We start from the raw sequence: 13,546 nt of genomic DNA, 5'->3' as shown, positions 1-13,546 counted from the left end.
AGAGCCGCACGCAGGGTCACCGACTCCGGACGACGGCCACCAGGCAGCCCATCGATGCGGGAAGCTGCGGCTTCCACCGAACGCCGACCGCTCGCCCCGAGACATCAGCGGTGCGGCGAGTTCGCAGATCAGGGTCCCGGAGTCCAGGCGGGCGCTGGGGTTCCGCCACGCGAAATGACCACCGGTATAGCGGATGAGTCGGCCTGTAAGCCGGATTCTGTTCTGGAGGCCTCGCGGCCTGCCCTTCGGTGACCATCCATCTCGACCTGCCGTTGCCGACAGGCTCGTGCGGCCTACCCGCGGACTCGGGCGGGCCGCCCTCGATCGTCCGCGCAGACGCCCTGGGGCGTCCTCTTGGCCTTGCTCCGGGTGGGGTTTACCCAGCCACCCCGGTCACCCGGGGTGCTGGTGGTCTCTTACACCACCGTTTCACCCTTACCCGGCGGAGTCCGCCGGGCGGTCTGGTTTCTGTGGCACTGTCCCGCGGGTCGCCCCGGGTTGCCGTTAGCAACCACCCTGCCCTGTGGAGTCCGGACTTTCCTCGACGGGATCGCTCCCGCCGCGGTCACCCAGCCGACTCATCCGCACCGCCGAGTCTAGATGATTGGTTCCGGGCTCCTCTTGCGAGGCGGTTCGGGTGGCGGATCCCGGACCGCGGGTGCCCGGCCCGATGCATGCCGGGTGCGTGCCGGGTTCCGCCCCCGGCACGCACCTGCTCAGCCAGCCGTCCGGCGGAGGTTGTCCGCCGCGGCCCGGTCGGCGCCGATGCGGTCCAGGCCGAGCAGCCCGGCGCCGATCACGGGAGGCGCTTCGACCAGGCGGACCTCCACCTCCGGGGCGACTTTCGCGCACCGGCGGTGGATGTCGGGGAGCAGCCGCCGCCCGGCTCCGGCCAGCACGCCGCCGCCGAGCACCACCGTCGGTGCGTCGAGGAGGTCCAGCCGCCGCAGCGACACCGAGGCCAGCAGCCCGATCTCCTCGGCCTGGCGGTCGACGAGTTCGGTGGCGATCGCATCGCCCGCCTCGGCGACCTCGAACAGCAGCGGGCACAGCTGGTGCAGCACGTCGTGGTCGAGTTCGCCGAAGTGCAGCGCCTCGACCACTTCAGCCGCGCTGCGCTTGCCGAAGTGGGCGACGACGGCGGGCAGCAGTTCGGTGGGTGCGCCCCGACCGTCCTCGGCCCGCACCGCCCACCACAGCGCTTCCTGGCCGAGGAACGCCCCGCCGCCCCAGTCGCCCGAGATCCGGCCGATCGCCGGGAATCGGGAGACCCGGCCGTCGGCGGCGACACCGACGCTGTTGATGCCCGCCCCGCACACCACCGCCACGCCGACGCCGTCGTCGGTCCCGGCGCGCAGCAGCGCGAAGGTGTCGTTGTCCACCGACAGCGTCTCCGACCAGCCGAGTTCGGCCATGGCCCGGCGCAGTTCGTCCTCCTCGCGCGGCAGGTCCGCCCCGGCCAGGCAGGCCGCGGTGTGCCGGGCGAACGGCGGGCCGGCGGGGAGCCCGGCCCGCGCCGCGGCCGTGGTCGCGAGCTCGGCGAGGGCTTCCATGCAGCGCCGCACACCGACGTGCTGCGGCGATGCTCCGGGCCCGCGCACCGAGGCCAGCACCGAGCCGTCGTCGGCGATGAGCAGGACGTCGGTCTTGCTGTTGCCGCCGTCGATGGCCAGCACCGCGGGCTTCATCGGGCCCACGGCAGGAACTGGGCGTTGCGCTGCACGAGCTCGTCGGCCAGCTGGTCGGCGATCGCGTGCTGGCCGATCAGCGGGTGCGCCAGCAGCGCGTCGGCCACCCGGTCGCGGCCGCCGCGCAGCGCCGCGTCCAGCGCCAGCTGCTCGTAGCCCGCGACGTGGCCGATCAGCCCGGCCAGCGCGGGTTCCAGCGGCCGCACCGGCAGCGCCTCAGCACCTTCGCCGTCCACAGTGGAGTTCGTCTCGATCACCATGTCGTCCGGCAGGAACGGCAGCGCGCCGTCGTTGCGGACGTTCACGACGTGCTCCTCGGCCGGCCCGCCGGAGGTCAGCGAGTGCACGAGCTGCACCGCCGCCTCCGAGTAGTAGGCGCCGCCGCGCTTGGACAGCTCCTCCGGTTTGGCGGTGAGCGCCGGGTCCGCGTAGCGCTTGAGCAGATCGCGCTCCACGTCGGCGACCACTGCGGCCCGCGGCGGCGATGTGCGCTGCTGGGCGACGACTTCGTCGTGCGCGTAGAAGTACTTCAGGTAGTACGACGGCACCGCGCCCAGCCGCCGGAACAGCTCCGGCGGCAGTCCGATGTGCTCGGACATCGCCTCGGCGTGCTCGCCGAGCAGGTCCGGCAGGACGTCGCGGCCGTCGACCTGCACACCGCGCACCCAGGTGAGGTGGTTCAGGCCGGTGTGCTCCAGCCGCACCGCATCCGGCGTGACGTCGAGCAGCTGCGCGATCCAGCGGCTGAAGGTGATCGCGACGTTGCACAGCCCCACCGCGCGGTGCCCTTCGGCGAGCAGTGCGCGGGTCACGATGCCGACGGGGTTGGTGAAGTTGACGATCCACGCCTCCGGCGCGACCGCACGCACGTGCTCGGCGATGTCGAGCACCACGGGCACCGTGCGCAGCGCCTTGGCCAGCCCGCCCGCGCCGGTGGTCTCCTGGCCGACGCAACCGCACTCCAGCGGGAACGTCTCGTCGCCGTACCTGGCCTGCTGGCCGCCGACGCGCAGCTGCAGCAGGACCGCCGCCGCCCCGGTCGCCGCCTCGACCACGTCGGGCGTGGTGCGCAGCCGGGCCGGGTGCCCGGCCTCCCGCAGCAGCCTGCGGCAGAACTCGGCCACCACGTCCAGCCGCTCGGCGTCCGGGTCGACCAGCACGATCTCCTCGATCGCCGGTTCGCGGCGCCGGGCCAGTCCGTCGATCAGCTCGGGCGTGTAGGTGGAACCACCGCCCACCACCGTCAGTTTCATGGTCACCCCTTGACTCCGGTGAAGGTGATGCCGCGGACGAAAGCACGTTGGGCGAACAGGAAGAGCACGATGACCGGCAGCATGACCAGGACGGTGGCGGCCATCGTCAGGTTCCACTCCACCCGGTGCATGCCGCGGAACGAGGCCAGCCCGATGGACAGCGTCCAGGACTGCTGGTTCTCCCCGGCGTAGAGCAGCGGGCCGAAGAAGTCGTTCCAGGTGTAGAGGAAGCAGAACATCGCCGCGGCCGCGATGCCCGGCCGGGCCATCGGCAGCACGATCCGCAGCATCGCGGTGAACTCCGAGCAACCGTCCACCTTGGCCGCGTCCACGTAGGACCGCGGGATGGTGAGGAAGAACTGCCGCAGCAGGAAGATGCTGAAGGCGTCGCCGAACAGGTGCGGGATGATCAGCGGCCAGAGCGTGCCGGTCAGCTCGAAGCGGGCCCACAGGATGTACAGCGGCACCGCGGTGACCTGCGGCGGCAGCATCATCGCCGCGATCACCAGCATGAACGACACGCCGCGGCCGCGCCAGCGCAGCTTGGCCAGCGCGTAGGCCACCGGGATGCTGGAGACCAGCATGAACGCGGTGGCCAGCGTCGAGTACAGCAGGCTGTTGAGCAGGAAGCGCAGCATCGGCGCCTCGGTGAAGACCTTCGCGAAGTTCTCCCAGTGCCACTCCTGCGGCCACAGGTTCGCGGTCAGCGCCTGCTCGTCGGACATCACCGCGGTGAGGAAGACGAACACCAGCGGCATCAGGAACATCACCCCGAGCGCCAGCCCGAGGCTGTGCACCGCGATCCAGTGCAGCCGCTGATGACGCCGATTCCGCGCGAATTCGGCGCGATTCACGCCTACCGGAGGGCGATTTCGCGCGAAGTCGCCGTCTCCCCCGCCCCGGTTCCGGGTCGCCGTGGAACCTCTCGCGTCGGGCTCGGACACTCAGCCCACCTCCTCGGCGTTGGTGCCGCCGCGCATCCGGCGGATCAGCAGGGCGGTGAAGCCTAGCGAGAAGACGAACAGCACGACGGCCATCGTCGCCGCGTAACCCATGTTGTAGTAGTGGAATCCCTGCTGGTAGAGCCAGGCGGGGAAGGTCAGCGTCGCGTTGTCCGGGAAGCCCACGACCTTGCTGCTGCCCACCACCTCGGCCTGCCCCGAGGCCACCGCCCCGGCCACCAGCGCCTGCGTGAAGTACTGCAGCGAGAAGATGATCGAGTTGACCACGCCGAAGAGCAGCACCGGCGCGATCGACGGCAGCGTGACGTGCCAGAAGCGGCCGATCGGGCCGGCGCCGTCCAGCGCCGCCGCCTCGTGCAGCTCCTGCGGGACGTCCAGCAGCGCGGCCAGCATGATGATCATCAGCTCGCCGCAGCCCCACAGCGTCAGCAGGGTCAGCGCCGGTTTCGCCCACGCCGGGTCGTTGAACCACAGCGGCCCGTCGATGCCCAGCGTCCTCAGCAGCCCGTTCACCGGCCCGGTGCCGGGGTTGAACAGGAAGGTGAACGCGAGCGTGGCGGCGACCGGCGGGGCCAGCGCGGGCAGGTAGCACAGCGTGCGGACCAGCCCCACGCCGCGGCGCAGCCGGGCGATCACCGCGGCGACCCCGAGGGCGAACACCACGCGCAGCACCGTGAGGACCAGGACCAGCCACAGCGTGTTCGCCGCCGCGATGCGCACCACCGGGTCGCCGAACAGCAGGTACGCGTAGTTGCGCAGGCCGACCCAGTCGGGCGGGCTGAGCAGGTCGTAGCTGGTGAGCGAGAAGTAGCCGGTGGCCAGCAGCGGATACGCGAAGAACAGGCTGAAGCCGATGATCCACGGCGACATGAACCCGATCACCTGCAGGCGCTTGCGGCGCGCTCTGCGGGACCGGGCCGGGGCGGTGCGCCCCGGCTCCGTCCTCTCCAGCGTCGCGGTCATCAGTTGCCGCCGAGCGCCTTGGCCGCGTCGATCTGGGCGTCCAGATCCCGCAGCCCGGCACCGAGGTCGCCGACCTGGCCGCTCTGCCACTTCACCGAGAAGTCCTCGGCGGACTTCATGTAGGCGCTGCCGTTCGGGCTCGGCGGGCTCGGCACCAGCTGCGGGTTGTCGAACAGGTCGAGGAAGGTCTGGTACTGCTCGCTGCGCTGCACCCGCGGATCGTGCAGCGCTTCGGTGGTGGTCGGCACGTTCTTCAGCCCGTTGCCCAGCTCGACCAGCGCGTTGGTGTCGGTGGTCAGGTAGCGGACCAGTTCCCAGGCCGCGCCCGCGTTCTCCGCGCCGCGCGGGATGCCGATGATGGTGCCGGTGACGAACCCGGTCCCGTAGAGCTCGGGCCTGCCGTCGGCGACCGGGAAGGGCGCCGTGCCGTAGCGCAGCTCCGGCGCGTACTGGTCGATGAAGCCGGTGCGGTACTCACCGTCGATCATCATCGCGATCTTGCCGCGCTGGAAGGCGTTGTCGGCGGAGTACTGCTGGCCCAGCCCGGAGGTGAACTGCACCAGCTTGTCCCAGCCGTAGAAGTCGACGAGCTCCTTCTGCCAGCGGTACATCTCCTGCCAGGCCGGATCCGTGCCCAGCGAGGACTTGCCCTGCTCGTCCATCCACGAGGCGCCGAAGTGGGGCGCCCAGTTCCACGGGTGGTTGGCCTGCGAGCCCAGCACCGGGAGGAAGCCGGCCACCTTGATCGAGCCGTCCGGGTTGAACTCGGTGAGGCGCTTGGCCATGTCGGTGAGCTCCGACATGGTCTTCGGCGGCTCGGTGATGCCCGCCCGGGCGAAGGCCTCGGCGTTGTAGTACAGGCCGTAGACGTCGGCCAGCAGCGGCATCGCGCAGCGCTTGCCCTCGTACTCGGTGTACTCCTGGGCGACCTTGACGATCCGGTTCATGTCGACCTGGTCGCGCTGCAGGTAGGGCCCGAGGTCCTGCCAGGCGCCGCTGGAGCAGAACTGGCCGAGGTTGATCGTCTCCGCCGAGATCGCCACGTCCGGCGGGTTGCCGCCGCGGATGGCCTGGGTGATCTTGTCGTCGTCCTGGTTGCCCTGGCTGTTGATGGTGATGTTGGGGTGCTTGGCGTGGAAGCCGTCGAGCACCCGGTTGAGCACGTCCAGCTCGCGATCGGTGAACTGGCTGGACACGGTGATGGTGACCTGCTCGTCCGGGCCCGGCGCGGGCTGCGGACCGTCCGCCGCGGACCCGGCGGTGCAGGACGCCGCCACCAGCGCCGCCGTCGCGGTCGCGAGGGCTAACAGACCGCGCTTGACCTGGGACCTCGATCTCATCGCGCCTCCTCCTCAGTGCCTTGCTGGACACCCGCACCCGGCCGGGACTGCTCCTCGTGCGGGACGGACCGAACCCCCACCGCGGTGACGGGCAGCCCGAAGACCTGTTCCCGGGCCAGCCCGAGAGCGACTTGCAGCGCACCGGCGCGCACCGCGTCATCGGTGCACTGCGCGGGTTCGACCGGTGTCCGCGGCACCACCAGGCGGTGCAGCTCGGCGGTCACCAGGTCGGTGAGCTCCGGGCCGCCGACCTGCGCGATCTCGGCGGTCAGCAGCACCAGCTCGGGGTCCAGGACGCTGACCACGCCGGCGACGCCGGTGGCGATCCGCCGCGCGAGGTCGGTCAGGAACGCCCGCCCGTCGGCCCCGCCGGCGCGCGCCGCCTGCACGGCGGCGACGGCGTTGCGGGCCTTGATCCCGTGCGCCCGGGCGAGCTTGTTGATCGAGCGGTAGCTGAGGAGCCGGCCCAGGCGGTCGCCGGTCCGGTCGACGCCGGTGTCCTGGCGCGCCCGGTCGGGCACCCGGATCCAGTCGATCTCGCCGGCGCCGCCGGTCGCGCCGCGGTGCAGCACGCGGTCGATCACCACCGCGGCGCCGAGCCCGTCGCCGAGCCAGACGAGGACGAAGTCCCGCACGTCGCGGGCGCGGCCGGTGGTCATCTCCACCAGCGCGACGAGGTTGACGTCGTTGTCGACGAGGACGTCGGTGCCCAGTGCTTCGCGCAGCCTGCCGGGCACGTCGAAGCCCTCCCAGCCGGGCAGGTGCGGGGCGAATCCGAGGTGCCCGGTGGCCGGGTCGACGCCGCCCTGCGCGCCGACGACGACCTTGGCGAGCTGATCGGAGTGCAGGCCGACGCGCCCGGCGGCCTCGACCACCGCTTCGGCGAACGCTTCGGGCGCACCGGCGCCGGAGGGCAGTGCGCTGCGGTGCTGCACGCGGATCTCGCCGGTGATGTCGGCGATCACCACGTCGACCTCGTCGGGCACCAGGCTGACGCCCGCGACGTGCGCGAGATCGCCGTTGACCGACCACATCTGGGCGGCCGGGCCGCGGTTGCCGCCGCGCAGCTCGCCGCGCCGCACCATGCCGGCCTTCTCCAGCCTGGCCAGCAGCGAAACGGTCGCCGGTTTGGAGAGCCCGATGGCCGCTTCGAGTTCGGCCCGGGTGAGCGCGCCGCGCCGCAGCATCGCCTCGATCGCGGCCCGATCGTTGATCTCCCGCAGCAACCGCGGGCTGCCGTCCCGCGATCCGCTCGCCTCCCGAACCACCAGCGCCCCTATCCGTTAACTTCCCATACGGTTTCAGGGACGCTAGTAACCCACCTCACACATGTCAATGGTCTGCACCAGAGACGGCCACCGGCCGCCGGCGGGCGAGGGCCGCGCGCGACGAGCGTGACCTACGCAATTTCAATGGAAATCAAGTCTTCGATTTCAATGGAACTTGCGGGAGCACCGGCGCGTCGGCGACCGACACGCCCGCGCGCGTCGGGATCGACGCGATTTCAATGGAAATCAGACGTCGAATTTCCATTGAAATCGCGTTGGACCCGGCACGGGACGACCTCGGCGGCGGGGGTCACTGCCAGTGCGAGATGTCGTTGACCAGCCGGACCGAGGAGTGGCCGTCCGGGTAGAACTCCACGATGGACAGCGACGCCAGGTCCAGGTGGAGGCTGTAGAACAACTCGGGGCCCACGCCCAGGCCCAGCCGGAGCAGCGCCTTGATCGGCGTCACGTGGCTGACCACGATGATCGTCCGGCCCGCGTAGCGCGCCACCAGGTCGTCGCGGGCGGCGGTGACGCGCCGGTAGACCGCGTCCAGGCTCTCGCCGCCCGGCGGCACGACGCTCGGATCGCCGAGCCACTCGCCGTGCAGCTTCGGGAACTGGTCGGCGGCTTCCTGGAAGGACAGGCCCTCCCACTCGCCGAAGTCGGTCTCCAGCAGACCGTCGTGGAAGTGCAGCTCGCCGCCGGTCGCGTCGACCACCGCCTGCGCGGTCTGGCGCGTGCGGGTCAGCGGCGAGGCGATCACCGGGGCCACGCCGTCCGGGGTGATCACCCCGTCCATCGCGGCCAGCCGCTCGCCCGCAGCACGCACCTGCCGCTCGCCCAGCTCGGTCAGCGAGACGTCGCCGCGACCGGAGTAGCGCCGTTCCACCGACAGCGGGGTCTGACCGTGCCTGAGCAGCAGCATCTTCGTGGGCGTGCCGTTGGCGCCGAGCCAACCGGACGGCCGGGTGCGCGCGCTCTGCTCGTTCCCGCCCGCCTGCTCGTCCATCGCTTCGTTGGCCAGCCGGTCCGCGTGCGCGTTCGCCGCCCGGGGCACCCACTCGAAGCTCACGCGGTCGAACCCGTCGACCAGGCCGCGTGCCTCGGCGGCCAGCGGCTGCAGGTTCGCGTGCTTGACCTTCCAGCGGCCCGCCATCTGCTCGACGACCAGCTTGGAGTCCATCCGCACCGCGACCTCGACGGCTCCGAGCTCGGCGGCCGCCCGCAGCCCGGCGATCAGCCCCTGGTACTCGGCGACGTTGTTGGTCGCGACGCCCAACCCGATCGAGCGCTCCGCCAGCACCGCACCGGTCTCGGCGTCGCGCACCACGGCCCCGCAGCCGGCCGGGCCGGGATTGCCGCGCGAACCCCCGTCGGCCTCGACGAGGACCGCCGAGCTCACCGGTTCTCCCCGGTGCGCACCAGGATCGCGCCGCACTCCTCGCACCGGACGACGTCGTCGTCGGCCGCCTCGCGCACCTCGTTCAGCGCCGTGCGGTCGAGCTCGATCCGGCATGCGCCGCACCGGGAGCCCTGCAGCAGGCCGGCCGCGACGCCGCCCCGCGACCGGATGCGGTCGTAGAGCGCGACGAGTTCGTCCGGGAGCGCCTTGGTGATCAGGTCGCGGTCGCGCTGCAGCCGGGCTTCCGAGGATTCGAGCCCGGAGAGAGCTTCGTCACGGCGCTCCTGCACCTCGGTCAGCCGCTCCTCGGCCTCGGTCAGCGCCTCGCGGGACCTGGTCACGTTGGTCTCCAGCGCTTCGCGCTGCTCCATGACCTCCAGCTGCTCGTCCTCCAGGACGCCCTGGCGGCGGGCCAGGGTCTGCAGCTCGTGCTCCAGGTCCTCCAGCTGCTTGGCCGAGGCTCCGGCGGCCATCAGGTCGCGGTCGCGCTGCTCCCGCTTGCGCACCTGCTCGACCTCGTTCTCCAGCCGCTTGACCTCGCGGTCGAGGTCGCTGAACGCGGTCTCGGCCACCACCAGCTCGTCGCGCTTGGCCCGCACCTCCCGCTCGGCCTCGCCGATCTGGTCCAGCTCGGGCAGCGACCGCCGACGGTGCTGGACGCGGTTGAGCTCCGCGTCCGCGTCCGCGAGATCGAGCAGCCGTCGTTGCACGGCGGGGTCGGCTTTCACGCCAGCGCCCTCCCTGGGTCTGATGCCGCACCGGCGTGGAGCGTCCACGGATCGGTTCGGCGGGTGGAAACGAGGACTTCGACTGTATCCGGCAGCGCGGCGGCCACGATGTCCGCGGCCTGCTGGCACCACGGCCACTCGCTGGCCCAGTGCGCCACGTCCACCAGCGCGGGCACGTCGGTGCCCGGCACACCGGCGCGCGCGATGTGCTCACCGGCCGGGTGGTGCCGCAGGTCAGCGGTCACGTAGGCGTCGACGCCGGCCGCCGCGGCGGTGGCCAGGTACGAGTCGCCCGCGCCGCCGCACACCGCCACGGTGCGGATCGGGCGCTCCGGGTCGCCGGCCCCGCGCACGCCCCAGGCCGTGGTCGGCAGGTTGTGCGCCACGCGCGCGACGAAGTCGCGGAACGGCTCGGCCGCGGGCAGCTCGCCGATCCGGCCCAGCCCGGTGCGCGCGCCTTCGGCGTGCGGAGCCAGCGGGCCGGTCACGGTCAGGCCGATCGCCGCGGCCAGCGCGTCCGACACGCCCTGCACCGCGCTGTCGGCGTTGGTGTGCGCGGTGTAGAGGCCGATGCCCGCGCGGATCAGCCGGTGCACGATGCGCCCCTTGGGATCGTCGGCGGGCACGCCGTGCACGCCGCGCAGCATCAGCGGGTGGTGCGAAACCACCAGCTGTGCGCCGAAATCCACCGCTTCGTCCACAGTGACCTCGACCGGGTCGACGCAGAACAGCACCCGCTGCACCACCGCCTCCGGGTCGCCGCAGGCCAGCCCGATCGCGTCCCAGCTCTCCGCCAGGTCGGCCGGGTAGGCCACCTCGAGCGCCTCGATCACATCACGAATCCGAACCGCCACCGGTTCACCCCCATCCCAGAACATCGCGAAAAGCCTTGACCAGCAAGGCGTTCTGCTCCGGATCGCGCACCGCGACCCGGATGTGGCCGTCGCTCAGGCCGGGGAAGGTGTCGCCGCGCCGGACGGCCACTCCCCGCGCCCGCAGCTCCGCCCGGACCTGCTCACCGCCGTCCACCCGCAGCAGCAGGAACGGCGCCCGCGCGGGCAGGGCGACGTGCAGGCCCGGGATCGCGGCCAGCTCGGCCACCAGCCCGGCCCGGTGCTCCTCGAACTCCGCCGCGGCCCGCTCGGACTCTTCCAGCGCGGGCGGCTCGCAGCAGGCGACGACCGCCTCCAGCACCAGCGAGTTGACCGGCCAGTGCGGGCGGGTCCGGCCGAGCTCGGCGAGCAGTTCCGGCGCACCGAGCGCGTAGCCCGCGCGCAAGCCGGGCAGCGCCCACATCTTGGTCAGGCTGCGCAGCACCAGCAGACCCGGCTCCCGGCAGCCCGCCAGCGACTCCGGCTCGCCGGGCACGGTGTCGCTGAACGCCTCGTCGACGACCACGATCCGGCCCGGCCGCAGCAGCCGCTTGATCTCGGTCGCCGGGTGCAGCACGGACGTCGGGTTGGTCGGGTTGCCGAGCACCACCATGTCGGCCTGCTCCGGCACGGCGTCGGCGTCCAGCCGGTAGCCGTCGGCCGGGTCCAGCTGGACCCGGGTGACCTCGACACCGGCGGTGCGCAGCGCCAGCTCCGGCTCGGTGAACGACGGGTGCACGAGCGCGGCCGACCGGGGGCGCAGCGACGGCAGGAGCGCGAAGCCCTCGGCCGCGCCCGCGAGCACCAGCACCTCGTCGGCGTCGCGACCGTGGCGGGCGGCGGCGGCCGCGCGAGCGGCGAGGTCGTCGGCGGCCGACGGGTAGCGGCCCAAGCCGTCCAGGGCCGCCGCGAGGCGCTGGCGGAGCCACGTCGGCGGGCGGTCCAGCCGGACGTTGACCGCGAAGTCGAGCAGTCCGTTCTCGGCGTCCACATCGCCGTGGTGGCGCAACAAATCCCGTTCGTGCCCGCTGCTCATCGCCGGAAGTCTAACCAGCGCGAAATCGTCCCCGTCGAGGCAAGCCGCCGCGTCCGCGCTCCGCACCCGCTCCGACGACATGCTCCGGAGTTTCCGCAGGTAGCGTCCCGTGAGTGCTTTGGGGTGCTATGACACCTCAAAACACTCACGGCCTCTGAACAGCGGAAACGGAGACTCTGCCGGGACGGGCCAGGGTGCTCAGGGGCGGTCGGCCAGGCCTGACTCGTAGCCCGCGATCACCAGTTGGGCGCGGTCGCGGGCCGCGAGCTTGCTCATCAGGCGGCCGATGTGGGTCTTGACCGTGCTGCGGCTCAGGTGCAGGGACTGCTCGATCTCGGTGTTCGACAAGCCGCGCGTGATCAGCGCCAGGACCTCCCGCTCGCGGGGTGTGAGCATGTCGAGTTCCCGGCGCGGCACGGCGCGCACCGCCGCCGACACGCGCGTGTACTCCGCGATGAGCCGGCGAGTCGCGCTCGGTGCTAGCAGCGCGTCCCCGGCCGCGACCACGCGCATCGCCTCCAGCAGCTGAGCGGGCGGGACGTCCTTGAGCAGGAAGCCGCTGGCTCCGGCGTGCAGCGCCCGGTAGACGTAGTCGTCGAGGTCGAAGGTGGTGAGGACCAGCACGCGGGGCGCGGGCGAGCGCGCGGTGATCCGCGCCGTGGCGGTGATCCCGTCCAGCTCCGGCATCCGCACGTCCATCAGGACGAGGTCCGGTTCCGCGACCGCTGCCTCCCGCACGGCGGCGGCACCGGTGGCCTCCTCCGCCACCACGGCCATGCCCGGGGTGGCGTCGATCAGCAGGCGGAGCGTGCTGCGCAGCAACGCCTCGTCGTCGGCCAGCAGCACGCGGATCGGGTCAGCCATCGGAAGCCTCCGCGAACGGCAGCCGGGCGCGCACGGCGAACCCGCCGCCGGGCTCTGGGCCAGCGCTGATCGTCCCGCCGTGCAGCGCGACCCGTTCCCGCATCCCGCGCAGGCCGTGGCCCGGCGTCGCCGTTCCGGTCCCGTTCCCGTCGTCGACGACGGACACGCTCAGCGCACCGGGCACCACCGCCAGGCCGAGCGAGCAGCGGGTCGCACCGGCGTGGCGCAGCACGTTGGTCAGCGCTTCCTGCGCGATGCGGTGCGCCGAGCTGCGCACGTCCTGCGGCACCGCCGACAGATCCGCCCGGTCGAGCACGACGTCCACACCGGCGGACCGCACGTCGGCCACCAGGCGGTCGAACTCGACCTCCTCCGGTCGATCGCGAAGCGCACCGAGCACCGCCCTGATCTCGTCGAGCGCCTCCCGGCTGACCCGCTCGATCGTGCCCAGCGCCTCGCGTCCCGCCGCCGGGTGGCTGTCCACCAGGTGGTTGGCGACCGCGGCCTTCATCGCGATCACGCCGAGGCTGTGCCCGACGACGTCGTGGACGTCCCTGGCGATGCGCAGCCGCTCCTCGGTCGCGGCCTGCCGCTCCCGCAGCTCGACGAGCTGCGCGGCCTGCTCGCGCCGCGCCCGCACCAAGCGGCCGAGCGCCCACGAGCCGCTGATCAGCACCGCGTTGAAGGCGAACACGGTGATCGGTGTCGTCTCGAACGACTCCGCCCCGGCCTGCGGCGCGACGAGCGGGAGACCCGGCACCGCGACGACCAGGAGCCCGGCGGCGGCGATCCCGGCCAGCGCACCCACCAGCGCCGAGATGGTCCTCGCAGCCGGGTGGACGGCGAGCGCGATCACCACCGCGGCGATCTCGTCGGCGACTCCGGCGACGACGGCTCCGGCGCCCAGCAGCACGACACCCGCGAGGACCGCGTTCGGCCGACAGCGGCGGGCCAGCAGCGGCGCGCAGAGCACGGCGGCCGAGATCCACCCGAGCGCGCCGGGCGTGCGCAGGCCCTCGACGACGACCAGCACGACCGCCACCGAGGCGTCCAACGCGGTCTGCCGGATTCTGCGCACCACGGCACGATATCCAGCTGGGACCGGCCCGCCATCGGACCACGGTCCGATCTTGGCTTTCGCCCTGCGGTCCGATGTGGACGCACGGG

Annotated in this window: 12 protein-coding genes and 1 other RNA gene; all 13 read right to left on the bottom strand. The window is 72.3% G+C overall.

All coding sequences use genetic code 11. From position 1 onward, the window contains the following. Positions 1 to 190 precede the first annotated feature (190 nt). Positions 191 to 581: RNase P RNA component class A (gene rnpB / locus C4T78_RS29085), an RNA gene on the bottom strand. A gap of 135 nt (positions 582 to 716) precedes the next feature. Then, positions 717 to 1,688 carry an N-acetylglucosamine kinase gene (locus C4T78_RS29080; protein WP_177247573.1) on the bottom strand — a complete coding sequence of 324 codons (972 nt, stop codon included), beginning with the start codon at positions 1,686 to 1,688 and terminating at the stop codon, positions 717 to 719. Further along, entirely contained in the window at positions 1,685 to 2,941 is a 1,257-nt protein-coding gene (locus tag C4T78_RS29075) for a 6-phospho-beta-glucosidase (protein ID WP_093352152.1), read from the bottom strand. The genes C4T78_RS29080 and C4T78_RS29075 overlap by 4 nt, the downstream gene beginning before the upstream one ends. A 2-nt stretch (positions 2,942 to 2,943) precedes the next feature. Next, positions 2,944 to 3,795, bottom strand: a complete 852-nt coding sequence (locus C4T78_RS29070) for a carbohydrate ABC transporter permease (protein ID WP_093351991.1) — start codon at positions 3,793 to 3,795, stop codon at positions 2,944 to 2,946. Between the two features lie 90 nt (positions 3,796 to 3,885). Then, on the bottom strand, positions 3,886 to 4,866 hold the full coding sequence (locus C4T78_RS29065; protein WP_177247572.1) for a carbohydrate ABC transporter permease: 981 nt from the start codon (positions 4,864 to 4,866) through the stop codon (positions 3,886 to 3,888). Beyond that, entirely contained in the window at positions 4,866 to 6,206 is a 1,341-nt protein-coding gene (locus C4T78_RS29060; protein WP_093351989.1) for an ABC transporter substrate-binding protein, read from the bottom strand. Before C4T78_RS29060 ends, C4T78_RS29065 begins: the two co-directional genes overlap by 1 nt. After that, the gene (locus C4T78_RS29055) at positions 6,203 to 7,474 is read right to left on the bottom strand and encodes an ROK family transcriptional regulator (RefSeq protein ID WP_235863500.1); all 1,272 of its coding nucleotides are present in this window, start codon (positions 7,472 to 7,474) and stop codon (positions 6,203 to 6,205) included. The genes C4T78_RS29060 and C4T78_RS29055 overlap by 4 nt, the downstream gene beginning before the upstream one ends. 310 nt (positions 7,475 to 7,784) lie before the next feature. Next, positions 7,785 to 8,879, bottom strand: coding sequence for a bifunctional RNase H/acid phosphatase (locus tag C4T78_RS29050; protein ID WP_093351987.1), 1,095 nt, complete (start codon positions 8,877 to 8,879; stop codon positions 7,785 to 7,787). Continuing rightward, positions 8,876 to 9,607 (bottom strand): zinc ribbon domain-containing protein, encoded by a 732-nt coding sequence (locus tag C4T78_RS29045; protein ID WP_093351985.1) that lies wholly within the window; start codon positions 9,605 to 9,607, stop codon positions 8,876 to 8,878. Before C4T78_RS29045 ends, C4T78_RS29050 begins: the two co-directional genes overlap by 4 nt. After that, entirely contained in the window at positions 9,604 to 10,485 is an 882-nt protein-coding gene (locus tag C4T78_RS29040; RefSeq protein ID WP_093351982.1) for a Nif3-like dinuclear metal center hexameric protein, read from the bottom strand. The genes C4T78_RS29045 and C4T78_RS29040 overlap by 4 nt, the downstream gene beginning before the upstream one ends. Continuing rightward, positions 10,466 to 11,515, bottom strand: a complete 1,050-nt coding sequence (cobC, locus tag C4T78_RS29035; RefSeq protein WP_093351980.1) for an Rv2231c family histidinol phosphate aminotransferase CobC — start codon at positions 11,513 to 11,515, stop codon at positions 10,466 to 10,468. The genes C4T78_RS29040 and cobC overlap by 20 nt, the downstream gene beginning before the upstream one ends. A 198-nt stretch (positions 11,516 to 11,713) precedes the next feature. Continuing rightward, positions 11,714 to 12,379, bottom strand: coding sequence for a response regulator (locus C4T78_RS29030; protein WP_093351977.1), 666 nt, complete (start codon positions 12,377 to 12,379; stop codon positions 11,714 to 11,716). Continuing rightward, positions 12,372 to 13,457, bottom strand: a complete 1,086-nt coding sequence (locus C4T78_RS29025; protein ID WP_177247571.1) for a sensor histidine kinase — start codon at positions 13,455 to 13,457, stop codon at positions 12,372 to 12,374. Before C4T78_RS29025 ends, C4T78_RS29030 begins: the two co-directional genes overlap by 8 nt. Positions 13,458 to 13,546 lie beyond the last annotated feature (89 nt).

Source organism: Saccharopolyspora kobensis, from assembly GCF_900108315.1.
Lineage (GTDB): Bacteria > Actinomycetota > Actinomycetes > Mycobacteriales > Pseudonocardiaceae > Saccharopolyspora > Saccharopolyspora kobensis.
Note: the sequence above shows the minus strand (reverse complement) of the source record. Positions and strands in the feature narration are given on the sequence as shown.

Bases quoted from the DNA above. Each gene is read 5' to 3' on its own strand.
- C4T78_RS29040 (WP_093351982.1), bottom strand. From the start codon at position 10,485: ATGTTCTGGGATGGGGGTGAACCGGTGGCGGTTCGGATTCGTGATGTG.
- C4T78_RS29065 (WP_177247572.1), bottom strand. From the start codon at position 4,866: ATGACCGCGACGCTGGAGAGGACGGAGCCGGGGCGCACCGCCCCGGCC.
- C4T78_RS29075 (WP_093352152.1), bottom strand. From the start codon at position 2,941: ATGAAACTGACGGTGGTGGGCGGTGGTTCCACCTACACGCCCGAGCTG.
- C4T78_RS29030 (WP_093351977.1), bottom strand. From the start codon at position 12,379: ATGGCTGACCCGATCCGCGTGCTGCTGGCCGACGACGAGGCGTTGCTG.
- cobC (WP_093351980.1), bottom strand. From the start codon at position 11,515: ATGAGCAGCGGGCACGAACGGGATTTGTTGCGCCACCACGGCGATGTG.
- C4T78_RS29080 (WP_177247573.1), bottom strand. From the start codon at position 1,688: ATGAAGCCCGCGGTGCTGGCCATCGACGGCGGCAACAGCAAGACCGAC.
- C4T78_RS29060 (WP_093351989.1), bottom strand. From the start codon at position 6,206: ATGAGATCGAGGTCCCAGGTCAAGCGCGGTCTGTTAGCCCTCGCGACC.